The organism is Yoonia sp. 2307UL14-13 (assembly GCF_037572755.1).
GTDB lineage: Bacteria > Pseudomonadota > Alphaproteobacteria > Rhodobacterales > Rhodobacteraceae > Yoonia.
The window spans coordinates 301,038-325,949 of record NZ_JBBIFZ010000004.1; the positions used below are offsets into that span (position 1 = coordinate 301,038).

Annotated in this window: 27 protein-coding genes; 12 read left to right on the top strand and 15 right to left on the bottom strand. The window is 59.2% G+C overall.

All coding sequences use genetic code 11. The features are described from left to right. Window positions 1-22: 22 nt before the first annotated feature. Entirely contained in the window at window positions 23-481 is a 459-nt protein-coding gene (locus V8J85_RS12820; protein ID WP_339954142.1) for a hypothetical protein, read from the top strand. On the opposite strand, the gene V8J85_RS12825 is transcribed toward V8J85_RS12820, so the two are convergent. Further along, complete coding sequence (locus V8J85_RS12825) at window positions 474-656, bottom strand: zinc-finger domain-containing protein (protein WP_339954194.1); 183 nt, start codon at window positions 654-656, stop codon at window positions 474-476. The two genes, V8J85_RS12820 and V8J85_RS12825, sit on opposite strands and share 8 nt — an antisense overlap. Before the next feature lie 87 nt (window positions 657-743). On the opposite strand from V8J85_RS12825, the gene V8J85_RS12830 reads away from it, so the two are divergent. Continuing rightward, a complete protein-coding gene (locus V8J85_RS12830) occupies window positions 744-1,673 on the top strand; it encodes an ABC transporter ATP-binding protein (protein ID WP_339954195.1) in 930 nt (309 codons plus the stop codon). 60 nt (window positions 1,674-1,733) lie between these two features. Here V8J85_RS12830 and V8J85_RS12835 read toward each other — a convergent pair whose 3' ends face one another. Together V8J85_RS12835 and V8J85_RS12840 are read right to left on the bottom strand one after the other, a co-directional pair. Then, a complete protein-coding gene (locus tag V8J85_RS12835) occupies window positions 1,734-2,096 on the bottom strand; it encodes an HIT domain-containing protein (RefSeq protein WP_339954143.1) in 363 nt (120 codons plus the stop codon). Window positions 2,097-2,105: 9 nt separating this feature from the next. Continuing rightward, window positions 2,106-3,683, bottom strand: a complete 1,578-nt coding sequence (locus V8J85_RS12840; protein ID WP_339954144.1) for a DUF5928 domain-containing protein — start codon at window positions 3,681-3,683, stop codon at window positions 2,106-2,108. 137 nt (window positions 3,684-3,820) lie between these two features. Between V8J85_RS12840 and V8J85_RS12845 the strand changes: the two genes are divergently transcribed. Further along, window positions 3,821-4,639, top strand: a complete 819-nt coding sequence (locus tag V8J85_RS12845) for a sulfotransferase family protein (protein ID WP_339954145.1) — start codon at window positions 3,821-3,823, stop codon at window positions 4,637-4,639. A gap of 234 nt (window positions 4,640-4,873) precedes the next feature. On the opposite strand, the gene V8J85_RS12850 is transcribed toward V8J85_RS12845, so the two are convergent. Continuing rightward, window positions 4,874-7,156, bottom strand: a complete 2,283-nt coding sequence (locus V8J85_RS12850) for an adenosylcobalamin-dependent ribonucleoside-diphosphate reductase (protein WP_339954146.1) — start codon at window positions 7,154-7,156, stop codon at window positions 4,874-4,876. Between the two features lie 146 nt (window positions 7,157-7,302). On the opposite strand from V8J85_RS12850, the gene V8J85_RS12855 reads away from it, so the two are divergent. Beyond that, window positions 7,303-7,734: a DUF1489 family protein gene (locus V8J85_RS12855; protein ID WP_339954147.1), complete on the top strand. Its 432-nt coding sequence runs from the start codon at window positions 7,303-7,305 to the stop codon at window positions 7,732-7,734. Window positions 7,735-7,760: 26 nt separating this feature from the next. Here V8J85_RS12855 and V8J85_RS12860 read toward each other — a convergent pair whose 3' ends face one another. The 5 genes from V8J85_RS12860 to V8J85_RS12880 all read right to left on the bottom strand — a co-directional run bounded on the left by V8J85_RS12860 (window position 7,761) and on the right by V8J85_RS12880 (window position 13,152). Next, complete coding sequence (locus V8J85_RS12860; RefSeq protein ID WP_339954148.1) at window positions 7,761-9,149, bottom strand: pyridoxal phosphate-dependent decarboxylase family protein; 1,389 nt, start codon at window positions 9,147-9,149, stop codon at window positions 7,761-7,763. After that, complete coding sequence (gene hisG / locus V8J85_RS12865) at window positions 9,149-9,838, bottom strand: ATP phosphoribosyltransferase (protein ID WP_339954149.1); 690 nt, start codon at window positions 9,836-9,838, stop codon at window positions 9,149-9,151. The genes V8J85_RS12860 and hisG overlap by 1 nt, the downstream gene beginning before the upstream one ends. After that, the gene (locus tag V8J85_RS12870; RefSeq protein WP_339954150.1) at window positions 9,832-10,908 is read right to left on the bottom strand and encodes an ATP phosphoribosyltransferase regulatory subunit; all 1,077 of its coding nucleotides are present in this window, start codon (window positions 10,906-10,908) and stop codon (window positions 9,832-9,834) included. Before V8J85_RS12870 ends, hisG begins: the two co-directional genes overlap by 7 nt. Before the next feature lie 174 nt (window positions 10,909-11,082). Then, on the bottom strand, window positions 11,083-12,651 hold the full coding sequence (gene hisS / locus V8J85_RS12875) for a histidine--tRNA ligase (RefSeq protein ID WP_339954151.1): 1,569 nt from the start codon (window positions 12,649-12,651) through the stop codon (window positions 11,083-11,085). A 42-nt stretch (window positions 12,652-12,693) separates the two neighbouring features. Beyond that, the gene (locus tag V8J85_RS12880; protein ID WP_339954152.1) at window positions 12,694-13,152 is read right to left on the bottom strand and encodes an Lrp/AsnC family transcriptional regulator; all 459 of its coding nucleotides are present in this window, start codon (window positions 13,150-13,152) and stop codon (window positions 12,694-12,696) included. 107 nt (window positions 13,153-13,259) lie between these two features. Here V8J85_RS12880 and V8J85_RS12885 point away from each other — a divergent pair, with 107 nt between their 5' ends. The 4 genes from V8J85_RS12885 to V8J85_RS12900 all read left to right on the top strand — a co-directional run bounded on the left by V8J85_RS12885 (window position 13,260) and on the right by V8J85_RS12900 (window position 15,113). Continuing rightward, window positions 13,260-14,051 carry a phenylalanine 4-monooxygenase gene (locus V8J85_RS12885; protein ID WP_339954153.1) on the top strand — a complete coding sequence of 264 codons (792 nt, stop codon included), beginning with the start codon at window positions 13,260-13,262 and terminating at the stop codon, window positions 14,049-14,051. Between the two features lie 8 nt (window positions 14,052-14,059). Beyond that, window positions 14,060-14,263, top strand: coding sequence for a SlyX family protein (locus V8J85_RS12890; RefSeq protein WP_339954154.1), 204 nt, complete (start codon window positions 14,060-14,062; stop codon window positions 14,261-14,263). A gap of 194 nt (window positions 14,264-14,457) precedes the next feature. Continuing rightward, window positions 14,458-14,664, top strand: coding sequence for a cold-shock protein (locus V8J85_RS12895; protein ID WP_339954155.1), 207 nt, complete (start codon window positions 14,458-14,460; stop codon window positions 14,662-14,664). 239 nt (window positions 14,665-14,903) lie between these two features. Continuing rightward, window positions 14,904-15,113 (top strand): cold-shock protein, encoded by a 210-nt coding sequence (locus V8J85_RS12900; RefSeq protein WP_339954156.1) that lies wholly within the window; start codon window positions 14,904-14,906, stop codon window positions 15,111-15,113. Between the two features lie 54 nt (window positions 15,114-15,167). Here the strand turns inward: V8J85_RS12900 and V8J85_RS12905 are convergent, their stop codons facing one another. From V8J85_RS12905 to V8J85_RS12915, 3 genes are all read right to left on the bottom strand, one after another. Next, a complete protein-coding gene (locus V8J85_RS12905; protein WP_339954157.1) occupies window positions 15,168-15,371 on the bottom strand; it encodes a dodecin family protein in 204 nt (67 codons plus the stop codon). Between the two features lie 461 nt (window positions 15,372-15,832). After that, window positions 15,833-16,414 carry an SOS response-associated peptidase gene (locus V8J85_RS12910; protein WP_339954158.1) on the bottom strand — a complete coding sequence of 194 codons (582 nt, stop codon included), beginning with the start codon at window positions 16,412-16,414 and terminating at the stop codon, window positions 15,833-15,835. After that, entirely contained in the window at window positions 16,415-17,035 is a 621-nt protein-coding gene (locus V8J85_RS12915) for an arylesterase (protein WP_339954196.1), read from the bottom strand. 52 nt (window positions 17,036-17,087) lie between these two features. On the opposite strand from V8J85_RS12915, the gene V8J85_RS12920 reads away from it, so the two are divergent. Genes V8J85_RS12920 through V8J85_RS12930 form a run of 3 tightly spaced genes read left to right on the top strand, consistent with a single transcriptional unit; the run spans window position 17,088 to window position 20,828 of the window. Further along, entirely contained in the window at window positions 17,088-17,780 is a 693-nt protein-coding gene (locus V8J85_RS12920; protein WP_339954159.1) for an ABC transporter ATP-binding protein, read from the top strand. Beyond that, window positions 17,777-20,293 carry an ABC transporter permease gene (locus V8J85_RS12925; protein WP_339954160.1) on the top strand — a complete coding sequence of 839 codons (2,517 nt, stop codon included), beginning with the start codon at window positions 17,777-17,779 and terminating at the stop codon, window positions 20,291-20,293. Before V8J85_RS12920 ends, V8J85_RS12925 begins: the two co-directional genes overlap by 4 nt. Further along, on the top strand, window positions 20,286-20,828 hold the full coding sequence (locus tag V8J85_RS12930) for a gamma-glutamylcyclotransferase family protein (protein WP_339954161.1): 543 nt from the start codon (window positions 20,286-20,288) through the stop codon (window positions 20,826-20,828). Before V8J85_RS12925 ends, V8J85_RS12930 begins: the two co-directional genes overlap by 8 nt. Here the strand turns inward: V8J85_RS12930 and V8J85_RS12935 are convergent. The 3 genes from V8J85_RS12935 to gltX are packed head-to-tail and all read right to left on the bottom strand — an operon-like array spanning window position 20,811 to window position 23,811. Further along, a complete protein-coding gene (locus V8J85_RS12935; RefSeq protein ID WP_339954162.1) occupies window positions 20,811-22,199 on the bottom strand; it encodes an MATE family efflux transporter in 1,389 nt (462 codons plus the stop codon). The two genes, V8J85_RS12930 and V8J85_RS12935, sit on opposite strands and share 18 nt — an antisense overlap. A gap of 3 nt (window positions 22,200-22,202) precedes the next feature. Further along, entirely contained in the window at window positions 22,203-22,499 is a 297-nt protein-coding gene (locus V8J85_RS12940) for a hypothetical protein (protein WP_339954163.1), read from the bottom strand. Beyond that, window positions 22,492-23,811, bottom strand: coding sequence for a glutamate--tRNA ligase (gltX, locus tag V8J85_RS12945; protein ID WP_339954164.1), 1,320 nt, complete (start codon window positions 23,809-23,811; stop codon window positions 22,492-22,494). The genes V8J85_RS12940 and gltX overlap by 8 nt, the downstream gene beginning before the upstream one ends. 141 nt (window positions 23,812-23,952) lie before the next feature. On the opposite strand from gltX, the gene V8J85_RS12950 reads away from it, so the two are divergent. Next, window positions 23,953-24,864 (top strand): MBL fold metallo-hydrolase, encoded by a 912-nt coding sequence (locus tag V8J85_RS12950; protein WP_339954165.1) that lies wholly within the window; start codon window positions 23,953-23,955, stop codon window positions 24,862-24,864. Window positions 24,865-24,912: the final 48 nt, after the last annotated feature.

The following is a 24,912-nucleotide window of genomic DNA, read 5'->3' on the forward strand; positions in this document are numbered from 1 at the left end:
TTGTGTCCGAGAAGGTTTTGCCATGATCCGTTTGATCCTTCCAGCCATCATTCTAGCCAGCAATGCAACAGCACAGGACCGGGGCCTCTGCCGCAATGTGCCTTATAGCGAGGAGAACTGCGTGCGGGTGCTGGCCTGTATCGGCGACCGAGGCGTTTTCTTCGATGGCAACGCGCGGGGCTGGGATACCGGAACCGTCGCGGGGCAAATGTCAGATGGCACTAGGTGTACGGGCACCTGGACCGCCGGCGGACCGCTTGGCACCGGAATAGCACAGATGTCATACAGCGACGGTGCAGTGGTGGATGTCGTCTATTACTCTCAGGACAGCATCACCGGCACGGTGATCGGCGAAGGAAAAGACAACCTCGGCCGCCGCATTCAGGTCTGGTCAGGTGAAAACGTGCTGCAATTCCTGACCGGAGACGGTGCTTACGGCCCCGCCCTGCCCTGTATTAAGGGCGACATTCCGATCAGTTGACCTGATCCTCAAACGACTTGTGGATGATCTTTGCATCGCAATAGGGGCATTCGACGAACCCGTCGTCGCGCGGGATCTGCAGCCAGACGCGCGGGTGACCCAGGGCGCCTTCGCCCCCGTCACAGGCCACGCGCCATTCGTTCACGATACGGATTTCGGGGGCGGGGGTTGTCATCATGGGGCCTGTCCGGTTGCCGCGGGATGTGACCCGCCTTACATCGGTCGGAACATAACGCAGTGATTTGCGATGGAAAAGGCCAGCATGACCGACAACGCGATAGAAATTTCCGGGTTGAAGAAGACCTATGCCGCGACGGGCAAAAGTGCCGCGAAAGAGGCGCTGAAGGGGGTCGATCTGAACATCCCGCGCGGATCGATCTTTGGTCTGCTTGGCCCCAATGGCGCGGGAAAGTCCACCCTGATCAACATCCTTGCAGGATTGGTCGTAAAAACCGCAGGCAGTGTGAACATCTGGGGCTTTGATCAGGATGCGAACCCCCGCCAATCCCGCGCTGCGATCGGGATTATGCCGCAGGAACCGAACCTCGATCCGTTCTTCACACCCGCCGGGTCACTGGACGTGCAGGCTGGACTGTATGGCGTACCCAGGGCGCAGCGACGGACGGCAGAAATCCTTGACCTGATCGGATTGACCGACAAGGCTGACGCTTACGCGCGATCCCTGTCCGGCGGGATGCGGCGCAGGCTCTTGTTGGGCAAGGCGCTGGTGCACAGCCCGCAGATCCTGGTGCTGGATGAACCGACGGCGGGCGTCGATATCGAACTGCGCAACATGCTGTGGCGCAATGTGCGAAAATTGAACGATGAGGGGATGACGATCATCCTCACGACCCATTACCTCGAAGAGGCCGAACAGATGTGCGACGACATCGCCATCATCAACCATGGTGAGGTGATCATCCGCGACAGCACCGCCAATCTACTGGGCCGGCTGGACAGCAAGACGCTGGTGATCACGCCCGAGAGTGAGTGCGCCCTACCCGTCCTCCCGAACGGGATCACCGGGCAGCGGCAGGATGATGGTACGCTGACCTTCACCTATCAAAGCGGCAAGACACCGGCCGATGCGATCCTGAATATCGTGCGTGAGGCCGGGATCACGATTAAGGACGTCAAAACGCAAGAGGCCGACCTGGAAGACGTGTTCCTGTCGCTCACGTCATCCAGCTAACATCATCTTGCCAGAAGTACTCCCGCCGGAGGCGAACCGATTACTCGCAGAAGAATCGGGCTATCCCTGCAGCATCCGTCCCAACTGACGGCCACCGATGATATGCAGATGAAAATGCGGCACGTCCTGCACACCATGGGTACGGGCGTTGGCGATGGCGCGAAAGCCGTCATCGACTCCGGTTATGCGGCAAACTTCGGCCACGGCTTGCATGAAACCCACCTGCTCTTCCGGTGACGCATCGCGGGCAAAGTGATCGAGACTGACATACGCGCCCTTGGGAATCACCAGCACATGCACGGGCGCCTGTGGCTGGATATCCTCGAAGGCCAGCGCATGATCGCTTTCATACACGGTCTTATTCGGGATCTCGCCACGCAGGATCTTGGCAAAGATGTTCTGGTCGTCATAGTCGAATTGCATCGTGTTACCTCAATCAACAAAAAGATGGGGGGTTTGGGCCAGGCTTTGCGCGACATCCGCATTCACACCCAAAAACGCGGCCAGCGCAGCCGCGTTTTCCTCATCCGTTGCGCGGTCACGTATGCGGGATGTGTTCGGAAATCTGGCATCGCGGATCGCGTCACGTTGATGGATCATATCGTGATGGATCGTGGGCAAAAGACGCGCCATCGTATCGTCGCCCGTTTCTGGTCCGGCAAGCCCGATGCGGCGCGCATGGCCGGAAAGGTAGTCATCGTTGAACGTGCATTCGATCTCGAGCAGGCGGGTAGTGGAGCGATCGGAAAAGAAATCCTCCATCAGTTCGATGTTCGACGTATCAAGGCAGATCACCATCCGGTCACTTTCAAAATGATCGAACAGCAGACGCATCAGCGCACGTCTGTGCCGACCCCGTTTTTCAAGTGTGCGTTCGATACCGCCCAGATCGGGCAAAGGACAATCATCCTCATTGAAGAGATATTCTAGCGCGGGCACGTTGGTGTGGTGACGAATTGCATCGACCAGGCGTTTGGCCACGTGCCATTTTTTGCACACAACGATGAGCAATTCACGATCGCGACCCAGCGATCCGCCGTCCTCCCAGAACCTTTGGGCAAAGCGGCGACCGATGCGCCCACGGCCGGTCAGGAAGGCGAACAGATTGCGCCCTTCGTCCGAAATCACGAAATCCGTGCGGCCGCCAGCGTAGAGCTCACCTAATCGGGCGCGCAATTCCTCGGCCTCTCCGCTGATTTTGCGGGCGAACAGCGCATCTTGGCCAAGCAGCAAATCATAGTGATCGTTATAAAACGTCACCGGCATCCCGTAATCCGTAAACATCAGAAACGTCAGCGTGCGACTTTCGATCTCTTGCCCCGGCACCAGATGGCGGGTCAGCGTCTGAAAAAATGTTTCGTCGGGGATCCACGTCGTTTTGAAAAACCGCATCACGTCGCGGCGGGTTGCAGCGAAGTCCAGGATCATCTCGACCGTATTGCGGCGCAGGCACCACCATTGGCTGCCGATCATCATTTGCAGATCGCCCGGAATGCCCCGTGTGACCCGAAACCGCCGCTGAATTTCAAAGCTCTTGTAGAACAGCCATCGCTGGGTGCGTTCGTTAAAAAGGTGGCGGTAGATCAATCGCTCTTCCTTGAATCCGGTCTTGATCCACTGACTGTCGAAGAAGTCGTAGCTTTCGATGTAGTCGCAATCTTTGGCATCGAGGAAATCGCGGGCGTAGTCAGCCGATTTGATCGCCATGCAATCACCTGACACCATGTAAAAGTGACTTGCCCGGGGGAAGGCGTCGACAGCGGCCTGCAAGGCGTTCAGCGTGGCCTGAACCAGGCTCCACTCACCCCAGCCGCATTTCACCCGGCTCTTGGCAAAGACGACATTGGGATCGTTGGCCAAGGTCGAGGTGATCTTTGCATAATCCGCGGCAGAGGCCGACGCATCGAAGTGGATAGCGATGTAATCGCCTGCAGCCGTAAGTTGTCGGGCCTGCTGGATGATGGCCTTGGGGTTCTTGTGACAAAGAAGGATAAAGGCAATACGTGCCATGAAGCGTGATCGTGTCCCGGTCTGGATCGCGTTTTCCCTGTCATACCGCGAAGAGCCGTTGAATATACAGGCCTTCTTTGGTTTTACTGCCTGGAACCGTGATGATCTGCGGTTTTTGGCGACGGAGGCCAGCCGAAATGAGTTTTCCAGGCACGTGGATGACCGAAAGTGAAAGCGTCGTATATCGGGTCGTACCGAAATGCGCCTGTTCGACCATTGGGCAGATCATGTACTTCTCGGATCATGGCGAATTCTTCGACGGTGATATTCACGATGCCACGTCCGGCATCCACAAGTGGGCGCTTGATCGTAGCCAGCCGATCATCCAGGACAATGTGAAGAATCACAAAAGCTATGCCTTCACCTGCGTCCGCAACCCATACATGCGGATCCTGTCATCGTTCTTTGACAAAATCTGCGGCATCCAGCGGAATGGGAAACGCTATCGGGGCAATCTGGTGCCGCTTTTGATACAAAAGTACGGGATCGAGGTTGGCGAACCCGAAACAGGTTTCGAATTCGACCAGATCAAGAGCTTTCGCCGCTTCCTGCTGTTCGCGCGCGACACGATCCGCTGGCGCCGCCCGATGGAACCCGACATTCATTGGTCCGCGATGGCGGGTCATGTCGCGACCTACATCGTCAATGGCGGGCGCTACGACAAAATATTCTGGACCGAGGAGTTCAATGACGGCATGCAGGATATCCTGAACGGGATCGAAACGCGGCACCCGATCACCCTGTCCGATATCCCCCGTTTCAACGAAAGCGAAGGACACGGCCCAAAGCGAGAACATCCGGTCGAGGATTACTTCGACGATCTGTCAATGCATCTTGTCTACGAGATCTACAAAAAGGATTTCCATATCTTCAAATACGATTTCGAAAACCCCGGGAACAAGATGCCGATCGGCGAAATCGACCTCGACGAGGTTCATGCGAAGCTGGGACAATAGTGACCGCCAAGGGCAGGCCTGGTCCGACCTGAGGTTGCCTTTCGCTGCGAGCGGACAAGGTGCAAAACTGCCGACAACGATAGTAGCACCACGATCCGAACGTCATCTATGCCCAGGACAGACAACAGACAGCGAAAAGTCCGCTTTCGTTTGGAGGTGTCACGGTTTGATGCCGCTCCGCTCGCTCACTTAAGCGGCTTTCTGTCAAACAAAATCATGACGATCTCTTTCAGGTCAACCACATTTCGAATACCCACATGATCCGCAGGTCATGCAGCCTTCGATCATGCGCAATTCATAAGATCCGCAGGACGAACACGCTTTCCCGCGTGGTCCGCCGTTGATCGCAACCACATCCGCCTGCGGATCGGCCTTCAGGCCCATGCCTTCGCCTTCAAGAAAGCCGATGGAAATCATGTGCTTCTCGATTACCCCGCCAATCGCGGCCAGGATCGATGGGACGTATTTCCCCTGCATCCATGCGCCGCCACGCGGGTCGAACACGGCCTTCAACTCCTCCACCACAAAGGACACATCACCCCCGCGCCGGAAAACTGCGGAAATCATCCGGGTCAGCGCCACGGTCCAGGCGAAATGTTCCATGTTCTTCGAATTGATGAACACCTCAAACGGCCTGCGGTGCCCGGCAATCACAAGATCATTCACCGTGATGTAAATCGCATGCTCGCTATCCGGCCATTTCAGCTTGTAGGTCGCGCCTTCCAATTCCTGCGGGCGATCCAGTGGCTCGGACATATACACGACCTCTGCCCCCTCATCCTCATCCCGGACTTGGTCCGGCACCTCTGACGGCGACGCCTCTTCCGACACCGACAAGACGGACCCGGTCACATCGTTGGGGCGGTAGGTTGTGCAGCCCTTACAGCCCTGATCCCAAGCGGCCATGTAAACTTCTTTGAAATCATCAAAGCTGATATCCTCGGGACAGTTGATCGTCTTGGAGATCGAGGAATCAATCCATTTCTGCGCCGCCGCCTGCATGCGCACATGATCCAGCGGCGCCAGCGTCTGCGCATTGACGAAATAATCCGGCAAGGGCGCGTCACCTTTCAGATCACGCCATAGCTGCACGGCGTAGTCCACGACCTCTTCCTCGGTCCGCGATCCGTCTTTCTGCAAAACCTTCCGCGTGTAGGCGTATGCAAAAACAGGTTCGATCCCTGATGACACATTGCCCGCATAAAGGCTGATCGTCCCGGTCGGCGCAATCGACGTCAAAAGCGCATTTCGTATGCCATTTTGATGGATTGCTTCTTTGATGTCCTCATCCATGTCCTGCATGGCGCCAGACAGCAGAAACTTCTCTGCATCGAAGAGCGGAAACGCGCCCTTCTCCTTCGCCAAATCTACCGACGCGAGATAAGCTGCTCGCGCGATCTGGTGCATCCATTGGTCCGTCTGCGCGGCCGCCTCTTCTGACCCGTAACGCAGCCCCATCATCAGCAAAGCATCCGCCAGCCCGGTCACACCCAGACCAATACGGCGTTTCGCCTGCGCCTCGGCCCGTTGCGCCTCGAGCGGAAAACGCGAGGCATCCACGACGTTATCCATCATCCGCACAGCCGTTGCGACCAGATCGGCCAGTGCAACCTCATCCAAAGCCGCGGCATCCTCAAAAGGATCAGAAACCAGTGGCGCCAGATTGATCGATCCCAGCAGGCAGGCCCCATAAGGTGGCAAGGGCTGCTCTCCACACGGATTGGTCGCCGCAATCGTCTCGCAGTAATTCAGGTTGTTCATTTGATTGATACGGTCGATGAAGATCACGCCCGGTTCAGCATAATCATAGGTTGACCGCATGATTGCATCCCAAAGATCACGCGCCTGCACCCTGCCATGCACTTTACCATCAAATACCAGATCCCAGGCCCCATCGTCCTTTACCGCTTTCATGAAAGGATCGGTCACAAGCACCGACATGTTGAACATGCGCAGACGGGCGGGGTCGGATTTGGCGGTTATGAAGTCCTCGATATCCGGGTGGTCGCAGCGCATCGTCGCCATCATCGCGCCGCGGCGCGAACCGGCGGACATGATCGTGCGACACATCGCGTCCCAGACATCCATGAAAGACAAGGGACCGGAGGCATCGGCTGCAACACCTTTAACTCCCGCGCCCTTGGGTCGGATGGTCGAGAAATCGTAACCGATCCCCCCGCCCTGCTGCATCGTCAGCGCCGCCTCTTTCAACATGTCGAAAATACCGCCCATGCTATCAGGCACAGTGCCCATCACGAAGCAGTTGAACAGCGTGACCGATCGGGCGGTGCCTGCACCTGCGGTGATGCGGCCTGCGGGTAGATATTTGAAATCTTCCAGCGCGTTGTAGAATTTATCTTCCCACGCCGCCGGGTCCGTCTCCACAGCCGCCAGCGCCGAGGCAATCCGCCGCCACGTATCCTCGACCGTTTTGTCGATAGGTGTCCCGTCCGCCCTTTTAAACCGATACTTCATGTCCCAAATCTGTTCGGCAATCGGGGCGGCGAAACGGGTCATAAGTTGATCTCCAATCGGGACGATGAGGTCAGGATTTATATGATACGGTCTTCAAGGGGATTTGAAAGCGGATAGACCCCGCCTACTTCAAGAATCGTAAGAACCGATGTAACTAAGGCATACGACACTACATCTAGGGGGCCATTTTGGCAAGCGCCGTAAATCTTGTGAAACTATCGGTCGGGACCGAGGATGTTGCCGGCCTTGCCAAATGGCAGGCGACCAAGCGTGCCCAAACGGATGACGGTCTGCCCCGCCACATCACCCGCATGTGGCCCAAACGCGAGAGCGAGATCCTGAATGGCGGTTCGATCTATTGGGTGATCAAGGGCGTGATCCTGTGCCGCCAGCCAATCCTGCGCCTTGATGAATACCTGTCCGCCGACGGCATCCGCCGCTGCGCGATCGTCGGGAAACCGGGCCTGATCCGGGTGGAAGCGACACCAAAACGCCCGTTTCAGGGCTGGCGTTATCTGCCGATGTCCGATGCGCCGCGCGACCTGCCGGAAGGCAGGCAAGACGAAGAGGCGCTACCGCCGGAACTGACCAAGGCGCTCGCCGATATCGGCGTGCGCTGACCGGAATTATCGACGAAAATTCCGCCTCAAAAATTTTGCGAAATCTCTGTCACCACATCCGCGACCGTCATCACATCCTCCCGCGTACAGTCGAACTGTCCCACCTGCACCCGGATCACGAACGCGCCCTCATGCCGCGTTTGCGTCAGATAAATGCGCCCGTCATCGTTGATCGCCTCTAACAAGGCTGCCGTGCTGGCATCATCCCGAAACCGAAAAGTAAACAGCGACAGCGCAGGCGGTGTCACAATCTCGCATCCATTGATTCGGCTGATCGCACCGGCCAATTCCGCCGCCCATGCCACGTGGTTACGAATACGCGCCCTCAGACCGTCCAGCCCATAGGCCCGCAGCACAAACCAGATTTTTAACGCCCGAAACCGGCGGCCCAACGGGATCGTCCACTCATTGAAATTCACAATCGCGTCCGCGCCAAACGTCTGCAGATAATCAGGCCGCAGCCCAAGCGATCTGATCTGAGGCGCGGGGTCGGCCAGAAACTGCACCGCGCAATCAAACTGCATCCCCAGCCATTTATGCGGGTTGAACACGATACTGTCGGCGCCATCGACACCGTCCCACAGCGGGCGGAATTCCGGGCAAATCATTGCAGAGCCAGCCCAGGCCGCATCAACATGGGTGTAAAGGCCATGGGCTTTGGCAACCGCGATACATTCAGCAACCGGATCGAATGCGCCAATCGACGTGCCGCCCGAACAGATCACGACGCCCGCAGGCTTGTAGCCTGCCGCGATATCCGCGCGGATCGCCCGATCCAGCGCTGCGGGGTCCATACCAAAATCATCGCGTGTCGGAACTTTCACCAGATTGGCCTGCCCAATCCCCGCCAACCGCACCGCCTTATCGACCGACGAATGCGTCTGCGCTGATGCATAAATGCGCAACCGCGGCCCACTGCACAAACCCTCTTCCACCGACCGCCAGCCCATCGCACGGTCGCGCATGGTGATCACGGCGGACAGGTTCGCGGTCGTGGCACTGTCATGGATCGTGCCTGTGAAATGGTCGGCCAAGCCCAGTGCCTCTCGCAGCCAGACCATCATGACCTGCTCGATCTCGGTCGCGGCGGGCGACGTCTGCCACAGCATTGCTTGGGCTGCGATCGCGTTGGCCAACTGCTCGGCCAGCATTGAGGCAGGGCTAGCATTCGCAGGGAAGTAGGCGAAAAAGCGGGGATGCTGCCAATGGGTCATCGCACCGGGGACGATTTCGGTAAAATCGTCAAAGATCACCTCTGTCGGTTCTGGCTGCTCTGGCGGGGACGACGGCAGCTTTGCCGCCGTCTCGCCAAAAGCGACCTGTGACCGCACGGGCCGATCCCGCAAGGTCTGGTGATACGTCAGCGCCCACTCCGCCGCCCGACGCGACCAGTGCAAGAGCGTATCGTGATCCATCAGATGCCCAGCACCATCTGCAGCGCTTTCAGTTTATCGCGCTGCGCGTCGGACCAATTGTTTCGCCGCCCGCGGAACAGCGTCGCCTGGCTGGCATGGATCAACCCATCGGACAGGATCTTGAGCCCATTTGCCCGGAGGGTTTCACCGGTCGACGTGATGTCGGCGATGGCCTCTGCCGTTTCGTTCTTGACCGTCCCTTCGGTGGCGCCTTGGCTGTCGACGATCTGATAGTCCGCGACACCCTGATCACGCAGGAACTCGCGCACCATCCGATGATACTTGGTGGCGATGCGCAGTCGGAAACCATGGGTCTTGCGAAAGGCTGCGGCAGCGGCATCAAGATCATCAAGCGTGTCCACGTCGACCCAAAACTGCGGGACGGCGATGATCAGGTCGGCCCCGCCAAAGCCCATCGGGGCCAGTTCCGCGACCCGACTGTCCCAATTCGCCAGCTTTTCGCGGACCAGATCAGTACCGGTCACACCAAGGTGGATGTTCTCTGTCGCCAATTCGCGCGGGATTTCCCCGGCCGAGAGCAGCACCAGTTCGATCCCGTCGATCCCGTCCACGGCACCCGCATATTCCCGATCCGCCCCGGACTTGCGCAAGGTCACACCCCGCTGCCCGAACCAATCGAACGTCTTGTCCATCAGCCGCCCCTTGGACGGCACACCCAGTTTCAGCATGTCAGGTCCACCACAAGATCAGGCCGGATGACCCCGCCCACCGCCGGTACGGCGCGGCCCTGGCCGAGTTGCGCCGTCAGCGCGTCATAGCGGCCACCGGTCGCGACGGGGGGCAAGTCGGGCCGGTCGATGGCGTAGAAGCCAAAGACAAAACCATCGTAATATTCCAGCGAGGTGCGGCCATAGCTACCCTCGAAATCCAGCGTGTCCACGTCAACTCCGTTGGCTGACAACGCATCGAACCGTGCCCTCATTTTGTCGACGGCTGCATTGATCAGCGGCATGTCGACCGCGATATCGCCCAGCGCGCTCAGAACGTTGGGGGCGGTTTCGCGCAAGGATAGGATCGCGTCGATCAGGGCGATTTCTTCGGATGCGATGGGGGCGGCATCCGCGTCGACCCGGAGCGCTTTAAGACGTGCTTCCACCTCGGCGCGGCTGCGCAGGCCGATCTCCGGGCCTGCATTTGCAAACGGGTCATCCGCCGCCAGCAAAGCAGCGCGAGCGGCAGGGACTTTGCCGGAACCGTACCGCTTCAACAGCGCCTTGAACCGCCCGGGCCGCCAGATATGCCGCAAAAGCGCGGCCTTGCGGGCATCCGTCGTTTTCAGCCCCCGCACGGCGGCGGTCAGGATACCGATATCGCCCGTCGCAGGCTTGACCGGCAAGCCCTTCAGCGCATCGCTGATCGCGGCAAAGACCTCGGCATCAGCGCCCGCCGGGTTCTGGCCATCAAACACCTCAAACCCGACCTGCACATACTCGTTGGCCCGGCTCTCATCGGTTTCCTGCTTGCGAAAGACCTTGCCCGCATAGGTATAGCGCGCCGGCTCCGCGTGGCTTTCCATATGCATCTGCACGACGGGCACGGTGAAGTCGGGGCGCAATACCATCTCGTCCCGGAGCGGGTCAGAGGTCAGATAGGCGCGCGCCCGGATATCCTCACCGTAGAGGTCAAGGAGCGTGTCCGCCGGTTGCAACACATCTGCCTTGACCACCTGCGCGCCAATGGCGGCGAAGTGGTCGCGGAGGCGGCGGGCTTCGGTCAAGGTTTCTTGCGAGACAGTCATTTTCTTACGTGGTTATCTATCCAAATGCCCAATGCTGCGAGCGGAACACCTAATATCCCATACCAACTGCCTGCCATGAACCCGGCAAACACGATCCAACATACCGCAACGCCAAATATGCCATTGCCGATCCTGCTAAAAAGGAAGCGCCAGAAGCCCTTCGGTGCGCCGGGTTCATAAATTTTCGTCTCCATCCAAAATCTCGAGCACCTTTGCAATCATCTGATCACGCGGCACTTCGTATTGGCTGGGCCGGTCTTTCCATTCTTCCAGCGTCGCGTTCTTGGCGATTTCGGCGCCCAAGATCAGGTCCTTGATCTGCACGACGCCTTTGTCGAACTCATCCCCACCCGCGATGATCGCGATAGGGGAGTGGCGCTTGTCCGCATATTTCAACTGGTTGCCAAAGTTCTTGGGATTGCCCAGATAGACTTCGGCTCGGATGCCTTCGTTACGCAAGTCAGCAACCATCGTCTGGTAATCCGCCATGCGATCACGGTCCATGACGGTCACGATCACAGGACCCTGGGCGGTGCTGTCGATGCGGCCCTTCGCGTGCAGCGCGGCGAGCAGGCGGTCAACGCCAATCGAGACACCGGTGGCCGGGACAGCCTGCCCGGTGAAGCGCTTGACGAGATCATCATAACGCCCGCCACCGGCGACGGAGCCGAAATTGCGGGGACGACCCTTTTCGTCTTTGATCTCAAAGGTCAGCTCTGCCTCATAGACCGGGCCGGTGTAGTAGCCGAGACCACGGACGACGGAGGGGTCGATGACGATACGGTCAGGGCCGTAGCCAGCTACCTGCAAGAGCTTCGCCATTTCACGTAATTCTGCGACACCTTCCAAGCCAACTGTAGACCCCGCAACAATATTGGTTAGGTCATCGAGAAGTATCTGGCTATTTGTCAGTTCCGGGTTTCGATCCTTCTCTTGTATGCCGATCTCATCTCTCATCGTTTTCCGAGACTGCTCATCGTTTAGAGCGGCATCTGACATCCGCTTCCCTGAGGTAAGAAACGCAATAACTGGATCAGCCTGCTCCTCGCCGAGGCCAACCCCATCGATATAAGCTCCAGACGCATCAAGCCGACCTTTACCAAGTAGCTGCCTGACGCCCTCCTCCCCAACCTTGTCGAACTTGTCGATGGTTCTTAGGACGTCAGCCTGCTGAGTTGCATCAGAGAGGCCGATGACCTCCATCACGCCGTTCAACACCTTCCGGTTATTCACCCGGATCACGTAGTCTCCACGCGGGATACCGACCTCTTCCAGTGTGTCGGCCAACATCGCGCAAATCTCGGCATCCGCAGCCACCGACGCCGCCCCCACAGTATCCGCATCACACTGATAAAACTGCCGAAACCGTCCCGGTCCCGGCTTTTCGTTCCGCCAGACCGGTCCCATCGTATAGCGCCGATAAGGCGTCGGCAGGTCATTACGGTATTGCGCAGCAACACGGGCCAAAGGCGCTGTCATATCATAACGCAGAGCGAGCCAGTCGCCGTCTTCCTCCCACGCGAAGACGCCTTCATTCGGGCGGTCCACGTCGGGCAGGAACTTGCCCAGCGCCTCGACCGTCTCGACGGCAGACGTCTCCAAAGCGTCGAACCCATAGCGATGGTACACCCCGGCGATCTTGGTCAGCATTTCGTTGCGGGCCGTGACCTCTGCACCGAAATAATCACGGAAGCCCTTGGGCGTAATGGCCTTGGGGCGGGGCTGTTTTTTGTCCTTCGCCATGGTCTTGTCCTTTACATGCGTGCGCCGTGTAGCGCGGCAATGTCACAGGGGCAATGCAGTCGTGTATTTCAGCTCTTTCAGGCTGAAAGAGGACACGACGGATTTGACGAAAGGGGACCGCAGGAGGGTGTGGGTCATGAAAGCCTCATACGCCTCCACATCCTTACAGCGGATTTTCAGGATGTAATCTGCGGTGCCGGAAATAGCATGGGCCTCCATGATCTCAGGGTGGACTTGGATGATGGTGGCAAACCCGGCGATGGAGGCCTCTGCATGGTCGGAGAGGCGGACGGTTGCGAAGACGCAGAGGCGGGCATCGGCCTTGGCGGGATCAAGGAGGGCGACACGGCCTTTCAGAAGGCCCGCCTTTTCAAAATCCTGCACCTTGCGCCACACTGTGGATGTGGCCATGCCCGCGCTTTCCGCCAATGCCGCAAGAGAGGCCGCCGCATCGGATTGAAGCGCGCGCAGCAAGGCACGATCCTGATCAGAAAATTTCACGTTAGCCTGCTTTCTGAATGATTTTGGTCAAGAATAGCGCCTGAAGACCCAAATTGATAGGACATCCTTCGGTATTGCAGCGAAACTGCATAAAAAGGAGTTCTGCCATGCCCAAGGATACAACCTACACCTCGCCGCACCCGGATGACGACGGTCTTTTTCCCTACACCGCCGATGATGATGCCGTCTGGGGTGAACTTTTTCGCCGCCAGATGGATTTTTTGCCCGGCAAGGTTGCACCCGAATATCTGGAAGGCGTCGCGGCGCTGGGCTTGAACGATCAAAAGGCCCCCCAGGTCAAAGAGATTGATGCACGGCTGCATGCATTGACCGGCGCCGGCGCCCATGGCGTACCAGCAATTATCCCGCCGTCCAAATTTTACGACCTGCTCAGCCAGCGCAAATTTCCGGTCGCGACCTTCCTGCGCCGTCGTGAGCATATGGATTACATCGAAGAGCCAGACCTGTTTCACGAGGTGTTCGGCCATTGCCCGATGCTGACCAACGGACCCTACGCCGACTTCATCGAAGGGTTCGGCAAGCGAGCCAAGGCCCTTGGCAAGGGCTATAGCTGGCACATGTTCCGCCTGTTCTGGTTCACGGTGGAATTCGGCATGATCCGTACCAAGGACGGTCTGCGTGCCTATGGGGCCGGGATCGTGTCGTCCCCCGCCGAGGCGGCGCACGCGATGGGCAGTGATGCGCTGATGCAAGACTTCGATCTGCTGACCGTTTTCCGCACCCCTTACAGGATCGACATCGTGCAGCCGACCTACTTTGTCATCGACAGCTTTGATCAGTTAGCCGGCCTGCGAGAGGCCGATTTCGGCGCGCTGATCGACAAGGCGAAAGCGACGGGCGACCTGCCCGCCCTTTTCCCGGCCAAGGAAGCCAGCTAAAAGGCTGCATGGCCGACAATACCCATCTGGAAGAGCGCATTGCCCATCTGACGCGCGTGGCCGAGGACCTTTCGGACATCGTCGCGCAGCAGGAAAAGGCGCTCGACCAGCTGAAGCGGCGTGTCCAGATGCTGATGGAGCGAGAAGCCGCGCGCGAGATGGATGCAGGCGGAACGGTCCCGTTGGGTGATGAGCGCCCGCCGCATTGGTAGGCAAGACCTGCGACCTATTTTCGTCGTGCAACGAATTTCCTTGCTTTTCATCGCGCAGAGGAGCAAACGCGCCCTGCAGACGTTATCCAACTCGACCACTGTTTTCCCTTTCGGCTACAGTCTCTCGATTTTGCACTGACTCAGCCACGCCGTCGCAATCCTGCGGGCGGCATATTGAAAAAAAGGAAAACACGATGGCAAATGGCACCGTGAAATGGTTCAACGCAACAAAAGGCTTTGGCTTTATCGCGCCTGACGGCGGATCCAAGGACGTTTTTGTGCACATCTCGGCAGTCGAGCGGTCAGGCCTGACCGGGCTTGCCGACAATCAGAAAGTCACATTCGATGTCGAAGCAGGCCGTGATGGGCGCGAATCGGCGATCAACATCGCGCTTGCTTGAGCGAAGCGGCTGAAGAACATGGCGCGCGTTTTCATGCGCGCCATAACAGAATGGCATTTAATCGCTGATCAAGTTACAATTTTGTAATTTTCTTGATTTTGTTGACGTAACTGCCATTTTAGAGGGGCGACGTTAAATCTATCGACCACTGTCTCCTTTACGGCCCAGTCTTTCGATCCAAGTTTGACCGAGCCGGGCCGCTGCAGTTCCGCGAGCGGAAAAGAAAGGGAAGACAAGACATGGCTTCAGGCACTGTCAAATGGTTCAACACAACCAAGGGTTATGGCTTTATCGCGCCTGACGGCGGATCAAAGGACGTTTTCGTTCACATCTCCGCCGTCGAGCGGTCGGGCCTGACCGGGCTTCGCGACGATCAGAAAGTGAATTTCGACATCGAAGCGGGTCGCGATGGGCGCGAAAGCGCCGTGAACCTGACACTGGCTGACTGATTTCAGTCACGACACAGAGCGAAAAGGGCGCCTGACCGGGCGCCCTTTTGCATTTCAGTCATGCAGAACGAAGGTGACCCGCATCACGACACGGTATTCTTGGATCTTCCCGTCCTTGACCGTCACCTTCTGATCGGCGACCCAGGCGCCGGTGATCCCTTTCAGCGTCTTTGACGCCTTTTCGATTCCGTTTTCGACGGCGTCATCGAACGATTTCGATGATGACGCGATGATCTCTGTGACTTTTGCGACTGACATTTTCTATCCTCCCACCAGTGTTGCTACTGCAACCTACCCGAATGGCTTTGCAGGGCCAATCCTTTCGCCAAAAATGCCGCTTAGGCTGCACGTTCATACCCAAGTGATCCAGCAATCGCTGCAACATGTGCCAAAACTGACGCTGACGCGTACGCCGGTTTGGCCCAGATATACGGGGCGGTGACGGCGTATGGTCAGACGAACCGTTTGCCCTTTCATTGAACTTTTTGTCCTGCCGCGACGGGTCCGACCAAGGCTGTTTGCAATTCGCGCAATCGCCCGTGCTTGAGATCTACGGCTACGAAGGGTCTTTCCACCATATCGCCCACTTCCGGCGGCGCTGTGAAGAAGATCACGCGGCAAGTTGCGGGGCACTGGGCTATCGGCACAAATATAGCCTGCCGGGCGTGGACAAAGATGATGCGCCTTGGCGCGGCTGGAAAACGATTGAGTGGCGGGTTTCAAACCCCATCCCAATCCACGTCATCGGCCTTTTCGACCTTGAGCGTGCCATCGGGATAGGGTTGCATCATCTCTTTCGCCGCGGCTTCGTCGCAGTAAAACCATTGTTTGATCTGCGCCTCGTCAAAGATCACCCCCATCCGATGGTGTATGTCCCGCACATCCGCCGATGGCGCGCATGTGATGGTGGCGACCTGCGGCACTTGCATACCGCCCGGCCCGTTCCAGACGTAATAGATTGCCGCGAACCAAAGCAGCTCGCCGTCCTTCCGCGTGATCCGCCACGGCTGCTTGCGCCGTTTCTCACCGGTCCATTCATACCAGCCATCCACCGGCACGACAGCACGTTTGACATCCAGAAAAGCGGACTTGTCGAACACCGTCTCGGACCGCGCGTTGACGATCGTTTCCATCACAGGCCGACCGCGTGCATTCACCCGGCCCACAGGGATCAGGCCCCAGCGCATATGCTGGGCACCATCGGCTATGACGGTGATGATCTCTTGACCGGGGGCGATATTGCGGCGGGGCGGATCACTGATCCCGGCGGCAGGACGGGTGAGAAAAAACCGTCCGGGCATTTACTGTGCCGTCTCAACCAGGTTGAGAACGACCGGGCCGATGGCGTCGACGATCATGGCAACACCATCCTTGTTGGGGTGGATGCCATCAGATTGCAGGAAAGAGGTCATATCCTCGCCAAAGGCGCGCAGGCCGGCCCCGAAATCGGGGTAAAGCGGAACGTCATATTTTGCGGCGAGGTCATCGTAGATGCTTTCGAATTCTTCCTTGTAGGCCGGGCCGTAATTGCTGCCGACTTCCAGACCAACCAGAAGCATGTCGACTCCGGCCTCTTGCCCAGCGGCGAGGATACCGTCGAGGTTGTTGCGCGTGACCGATGGGTCCAGCCCGCGCAGGAAGTCATTTCCACCAAGGCTGACGATCATCGCATCGACCTCTGGCGTCAGCGTCCATGCCACACGGCTCAAGCCACCAGCAGTTGTATCGCCCGACACACCTGCATTCATAACCGTCACATCAGCGCCCTGTTCCTGCAGCCAGTTTTCCAACTGAAACGTGAACCCATCTTCCTGCGGCAGCCCATAGCCCGCCGTAAGGCTATCGCCCAAGGCCGCGATAGTCACAGTCTCGGCATGCGCCGCACCAGCCGTTATCAAAACCGCCACACTCAGGTTGCGCATAGGACGCAATGCCCCATATCCCAAGGAAACCTTACGAGCATAGGCCGCCCAGATGACCGACACGATCCTTTCCATTGCCAACACCAACCTGTCGCTGGATGGTAATGCAGGGCGCGTAGATATCTTGCATGACGTCTCGCTGGATGTGGTGGCGGGCGAAACATTGGGCCTGATCGGGCCTAGCGGGTCGGGCAAATCGTCACTCCTTATGCTTATGGGCGGGCTGGAACAGGCCACGTCGGGCACGATCACGGCCCTTGGGCATGATCTGACCGCGATGAACGAAGACCAGCTTGCCCGCTTTCGCAGGGACAATATGGGGGTGGTTTTCCAATCTTTCCACCTGATCCCGACGATGACCGCGCTGGAGAACGTGGCGACCCCGCTGGAACTCGCCGGGGTCAAGGACGCCTTTGATCGGGCAGAAGCGGAATTGCAGGCTGTTGGATTGGCGGATCGGGCGGATCACTATCCGAACCAGATGTCGGGCGGTGAGCAGCAACGGGTGGCCCTCGCCCGGGCCTCTGCCCCACGTCCGCGCATTTTGCTTGCGGACGAACCAACCGGCAATCTGGATGCAACCAATGGCGATGCCATTATCGACCTACTGTTTGGTTTACGCGAAAAGCATGGCGCGACCCTGATCATGGTCACCCATTCCGGCGAATTGGCAAAACGTTGCGACCGCATCATTCGCCTGCGCGATGGTCGGGTGGAACCAGAGCTGGCACAGGCGGCGGAATGAGCTTGTCAGTCGCATCGCGGTTCGCCGCGCGGGAGTTGCGCGGCGGCCTGCGCGGGTTCCGGGTGTTTCTGGCCTGTCTCGCGCTTGGGGTTGCGGCCATTGCCGCCGTCGGAACCGTGCGCGCGGGGATCGAAGCGGGCTTGACCCGCGACGGTGCCGCGATTTTGGGCGGCGATGCGGAGGTGGAGTTCACCTATCGCTTCGCCCGCGACGATGAACTGGCATGGTTGAATGAGATCGCAGACGAAGTCTCCGAGACCGTTGATTTCCGATCAATGGCCGTTGTCGAACGCAACGGCGAGACAGAACGCGGGCTGACGCAAATCCGAGCGATTGACGATGCCTATCCGCTTGTGGGTGAGGTCACGCTGGACCCCGAAATACCACTGGATGAGGCCTTGGCTGATTATGGCGGGGTGATGGAGCGCGTCTTGGTGGATCGCCTTGGCCTCGCGCCGGGGGATACTTTTCGGTTGGGCGAGCAAGACTTCACACTGCGCGCGATCCTTGATCGCTATCCAGACAATGCAGCCGGTGGCTTTGGCCTAGGGCCGCGCACGATTGTTCTGACCGAAGCACTGGCCGGGTCGGGCTTGATCGCGGAAGGCACGCTGTTTTCGACGCAATACCGGCTCGACCTGCCCCCCGACGCCGACCTGCAAGCGCTAGAGGACGAAGCCGAGGCGAATTTCACCAATAGCGGCCTACGCTGGCGCGACAGTCGTCGCGGCGCCGGGGGCACGGCGGAATTCGTGGATCGGATCGGCGCGTTTCTGATCCTCGTCGGGCTGTCCGGTCTTGCGGTCGGCGGCGTTGGCGTGTCGGCGGCGGTGCGCGCTTATCTGGCTGGCAAGACCGGGGTAATTGCCACGCTCAAGACCTTGGGCGCGACCCGGGCAACGATCTTTCAGACATACTTTATTCAAGTGGGTGTGTTGACCCTTCTAGGCGTTGTCATCGGTCTGATCCTTGGGGCCGGTTTGCCTGTCCTCTTCGCGCCGATCATTGAGGCACGCCTGCCGATCCCGGCGATCTTCGCGATCTATCCCGCGCCCTTGGTCGAGGCGGCGATCTACGGCGTATTGGCGGCTTTGGTCTTTACCCTCTGGCCACTCGCCAAAACCGAAGACATCCGCGCCGCAACCCTGTTTCGCGATGCCTTTGGCGCGTCCGATGGCTTGCCCGCGAAGCGGTATCTACTGGCCATCATTCTGCTTCTGGCGGCCCTAATCGGCGCGGCGATCCGGTTTTCCGGCACGGCGTACCTAACCCTGTGGACAGCTGGCGGCATTGCCGGGTCGCTTCTGATCCTCGTCTTAGCCGCGATTACGATCCGCTGGATCGCCCGTCGGTTCCGCAAGCCGACGCGCGGACGACCCGCGTTGCGATTGGCCTTTGGTGCAATCGGCGCAAGAGGTGGCGAGGCGACGTCGGTCGTCCTGTCCTTGGGCCTTGGGCTGACGGTACTCGCTGCTGTCGGCCAGATCGACGGCAACCTGCGCACCTCGTTTCAGGATGAACTGCCCGCTGTCGCCCCCAGCTATTTTTTCGTCGATATCCAGCCTGATCAGATCGATGGTTTCCGCGCGCGCCTGGACGATGATCCTGCCGTGGACCGCGTTGATACCGCCCCGATGTTGCGGGGCATCATCACCCAGATCAATAGTCGCCCGGCCGAGGAAACGGCAGGCGATCACTGGGTTCTGCAGGGCGACCGGGGGATCACTTATGCGAGCGCGCAGCCGAAGGGAACAGAGGTCACACAAGGCACCTGGTGGGCAGACGACTACACCGGCACGCCCCAGATCAGCTTCTCCGAGGAAGAGGCGATTGAGATGGGGCTGCAGCTTGGCGATACGATGACCCTGAATGTGCTTGGCCGCGATATCACTGGCGAGGTCACCAGCTTTCGCAATGTTTCTTGGGAGGATGCAGGCATCGGCTTTGTCCTTGCCATGAACGAAAGCGCGCTGGCCGGGGCGCCGCATAGCTGGATTTCGACGGTCTACGCCGAGGAAGAGGCCGAGGCGCAGATCTTGCGTGATCTGGCGACGGCCTACCCGAACATCACCGCCGTTCGGATCAGGGATGCGATCGATCAGGTGATCGAACTGGTCGGGGGCATTTCGGCGGCGACGCGGTATGGGGCGCTGATCACGCTGGTGACTGGTTTCCTCGTGCTGATCGGGGCCGCAGCAGCGGGTGAGCGGGCGCGGACGTTTGAGTCGGCGGTGCTGAAAACACTTGGCGCATCGCGGCGACGGATCATTACCAGCTTTGCATTGCGGGCAGCTTTGCTGGGCCTTGCCGCCGGGATCGTCGCCTTGGGTGCGGGTATCCTGGGCGGCTGGGCGGTGGCGACGTTCATCATGGACACGGGCTATACCGTGATCTGGTCGAACGCCTTGGCAATCATTGGCGGCGGCGTCTTGGCGACCCTCCTAGCTGGCCTCGCCTTCGCTTGGCGCCCTTTGGCCGCCCGCCCCGCACAGGTGTTGCGTGCGCGTGAGTGATCCTGTGTTTTTCGGCTATGGGAGCCTTGTCAACACGGCGACCCATGCATTCAGCGATCCGCGACCGGCCTCGCTGCCCGGCTGGCGCAGGGTCTGGCGCGCCACGAACCTGCGTGAGGCCGCTTTTCTATCGGTAGAGCGTCACGTGGGGGCCCAAATTCATGGGCTGGTCGCCCAGGTGCCGGGCAATGACTGGACCAAACTCGACCAGCGCGAGGCAGCCTATATCCGTCAAGATGTGACCGGGAGCGTTTTGCATAACGGGCCATCGTCGCGAACAGCCATCTATCAGATCGCCGATGAACATCTGGCCCCAACAGGCGATCACCCGATCCTGCTGAGTTATCTCGACGTGGTCATCCAGGGCTATCTGCGCGTCTACGGCCATCAGGGGGTGGAGGCATTTTTCGACACGACCGATGGATGGCATTTGCCGGTCAAAGATGACCGCGCGGCCCCGATTTATCCCCGCCATCAGGTGCTGACCGCTGCTGAACACGCGCTTGTTGACCGCTATTTAGCGGCGATGGTGTAGCAGGCTGAACAAGCGGGCCTGACGCTGGAATGGCTCGGCCTCCGTTGTCTTCTGTCCTGCGATGACCCGTCGCGCCATCAAATAAGCGATCAGCGCAAAGACCGCGCCACCCAGATATTGCCCGATCAGCACGCCCGGCGCGCCGTACCAGGCGGCGCCCACGATCACGAATGGAATTGTGCCCAACGTATGCCGCCCCCAGTTCACAACCGTCGAATAGAACGGATGACCCAGATTGTTGAAGGCTGCGTTGGTGACGAAGATTACACCGTTGAAGAAAAACATCAGGGATAATGGGCCTGCGAACAGGAAGACGAGCGTCAGGGCCATGCCGTCAAGTTGGAACAGATTGGCAAGAACCGGGCGGAGCAGGAAGAACAGTCCCGAGACAACCACGACGACGAGCGCGGTGAAGATCAGGCCGTCACGGAATGCGCCGCGCACCCGGTCGGGCAGGTTGGCGCCAGCGTTCTGCCCGATGATCGGGCCAATCGCACCGGACAGCGCGAAGATGATGCCGAAACCAACCGGCGTCATCCGGGCGACAATGGCCATCCCGGCAACGGCCTCTTCCCCGAATTCCGCCATGGCGCGGGTGACATAGGCCTGCCCGATAGGCGTGGCGAGCTGGGTGAGGATCGCCGGGGCGGCGATGGCAAATATCGGACGGATGTCGATGCCGAGGCTTTGCCTGGTCGGTCTGTCGAAGCCATCGTAGTGCCGGATCAACGGCATCAAAGCGGTGCCTGCGATAACGATCCGCGCGCAGACGCTGGCAATGGCCGCCCCGGTCAGTTCAAGGTCGAGCCCGAAGATCAGGATCGGGTCGAGGACCGCATTGACCAGCCCGCCCCAGATCGTGGCCATCATCGCGCGGCGGGCGTCGCCATGCGCGCGGAGGATGGCCCCTCCGATCATGCCGATCATGAGAAGCGGGAGGGAGGGGACGATTATCGCGAGGTAGTGGACGGCAAGGTCCAGCGTCTCGCCGGATGCGCCCATCAGGGCGGCGAGCGTGCCGAGATTGAACCAGACAATCGCGGCAAAGATCGCGCCGAAGATCACGCCATAGATCAGGGAATTGGTGGCGCGGCGGCGGGCCTCATCTGCTTCGCCTGCGCCCAATGCGCGGGCCACGACGGCCCCGGCCGCGATCGCCATGCCAATGCCGAAAGAGGTGGTGAAGAAAAGGATTGCACCGGCATAGCCGACGGCGGCGGCGAGTTCGGCCTTGCCCAGCATCGAGATGAAGATCATGTCGACAAAATCGACAAGAAACACCGCCATCAGCCCGACTGAGGCCGTCAGCGACATGACCGAGATATGACCGAACAGGCTGCCTTGGGTGAATTTCGCCTGTGTGTCGGCCATGGGTTATCTTTCGATACTGATCACGAAGGGCATGGTATCAACGCGCGACATGTCGCGAAAGCTGCGCTTTTCCACCCGAATGCCCAGCGTGTCGCCGTCTTGGACGGTAGCCAAATCCAGCGGGTCTGTGCTGACCCAATCCATCTGCAAATGCAGCTTTTGCGCACCGGCAGGCAGCTTTAGGGGGAGGGTTTCGCCCGCCTTGATTGCCATCACCTTTTGATCATCGACCCGGATGTTGAGTTTGCGAAAGATCGCATAGAAACCGCGTTCGCGGCGGATCGTGATGAGTTTAGACACGCGGTTTCGTCTGGAGGAGAGGCATCACGTCCGCCATTTCTGGCCCGCGCTCGCGCCCGGTGACGGCCTTGCGCAGCGGCATGAACAGCTGTTTTCCCTTACGCCCGGTTTCCTCTTTCACCGCTGCGGTCCAGTTGGTCCATGTGTCCGCCGTGTAGGGTGGGTTATCGAGGAGGAAGAGGGCCTGCGCGATGAAGTCCTTGTCTTCGTCCGCGATCAGCGGGGTTGCCCCGTCGCGGAAGAGTGTCCACCAGCCTGCCACGTCGTCCAGCGTGTTGATGTTTTCACGCACGACCTGCCAGAACGGCTCGGCCAGGTCCGACGGCACGCCAGCCGACGTTAAAACGTCGGCCACGTCGTGGTGACTGAGCGTGCCCAGATGCCGTGCGGTGAGCGGTTTGAGGTCTTCGGCGTCGAATTTTGTCGGGGCGGAGCCGAATTTTGAGAGGTCGAAACCGGTGACGACCCCTTCGATATTGGCACGCAGTTCGACAGGATCGGAAGAGCCAAGCCGGGCCATGAGTGACAGGATCGCTTGCGGCGCGATGCCTTGCGCGCGCAGATCGCGCAGGGAAAGGGTGCCGAGCCGTTTGGATAGCCCTTCGCCCTGCGGCCCCGTCAACAGCGAGTGATGCGCAAACCGGGGCACGTCGCCGCCAAGTGCCTTGATCATCTGGATCTGCGTCGCCGTGTTCGTCACATGGTCGGAGCCGCGCACGACGTCGGTGATCCCCATCTCGATATCGTCCACAACCGAGGCGAGCGTGTAGAGGATCTGCCCGTCATTCTTGAACAAAACCGGGTCGCTGACCGAGGCGGCATCGATGGAGATGTCGCCGATGATCCCGTCCGTCCATTCGATCCGTTCATGATCCAGCTTGAACCGCCAATGCGAACCGCGCTCCGCTCGGAGTCGGTCTTTTTCATCCTCGGACAAGTCCAAAGCCGCCCGGTCATAGACCGGCGGTTTGCCCATGTTCAGCTGCTTCTTGCGCTTGAGGTCAAGCTCGGTCGGCGTCTCGAAACATTCGTAGAGCCGCCCCATCTGGATCAGCTTTTGCTTGGCCATATCGTAGCGGTCGAGCCGTTTGGACTGATGTTCGACCTTGTCCCAAGTGAAGCCAAGCCAGGTCAGATCGTCCTTGATTCCCTCGATGTATTCGTCCTTTGATCGTTCCTGATCGGTGTCGTCGATCCGTAACACGAATGTGCCCCCATTTTGCCGCGCAATGGCGTAGTTAAACAGCGCGGCACGCAGGTTGCCGATATGCAGCCAGCCGGTGGGGGACGGGGCGAATCTGGTCGTGGTCATGGACGTTCTCCTGTTGCCGCACGCTTTGTCATGGCCCGTCGGGTTTGTCCATTGTGCGCACCTGCTCACGTCACTGTGCATTGCCCCTGCGGCATCCTGCCCTACCGTTGCGCTATAAACCAATATGAGAGGTTCATTCCGATGAAGCTGACCCGCCGCCAAACATTGATGACCGGGGCCGCGCTGCCCCTTGCTGCGACCGTTCCCGGTGCTGTCGCCGCCGATGGCCATGCTGCTGCAATGCCGACCCACCGTGATTTCACCTTGGGCGCATTCAAGGTGACGACGTTGCTAGCAGGCAGCCGGTCCGTGGATGATCCGCAGTCGATCTTTGGGATGAACGTAGATGCCGAGACCTTCAACGCGGTTAGCGAGGAGAATTTCCTGCCGACGGATGCGGCGCAATTTTTCTTTACCCCGACAGTGGTGAATACCGGGGCGGAGGTCATCCTGTTCGACACCGGCTTGAACCCCGCTGGCACGGGTGCTGCGCTGTCTGCCGCAGGATATGCGCCGGAGGATGTCACCCATGTGATCATCACGCATATGCATGGCGATCATATTGGTGGGCTGGCCGATGATAGCGGGGCCGAGACCTTTACCAATGCCGCCTACGTCACCGGGCAGGTCGAGTTCGACCATTGGGCCGGTGCCAGCAATGACGGGTTCGAGGCGAAGGTGCGGCCCTTGGCCGAGAAGTTCAGTTTTATAGGTGATGGAGAGGATGTTCGTGCGGGTGTGACCGCGATGGCGACCTTTGGGCATACGCCGGGCCATATGGGCTATATGCTGGAAAGCGGGGGCAAGCAGTTGTTCCTGATGGCGGATATCGCGAACCACTATGTCTGGTCGGTGGGCTATCCTGACTGGGAGGTCCGGTTCGATATGGACAAGGCCGCCGCGGCTGCAACCCGTCGTCGGGTGATGGATATGGCGGCGACGGACAAGATCCCGCTGATCGGGTATCACATGCCGTTCCCAGGGCTGGGCTATATCGAGACCCGTGGCGATGACGGGTTCAACTACGTGCCGCACAGCTATCAGCTGATCTGAAAGGTTAATAATGTGTGAATGTGGGGTGGGTAAAACTACGACCCATCC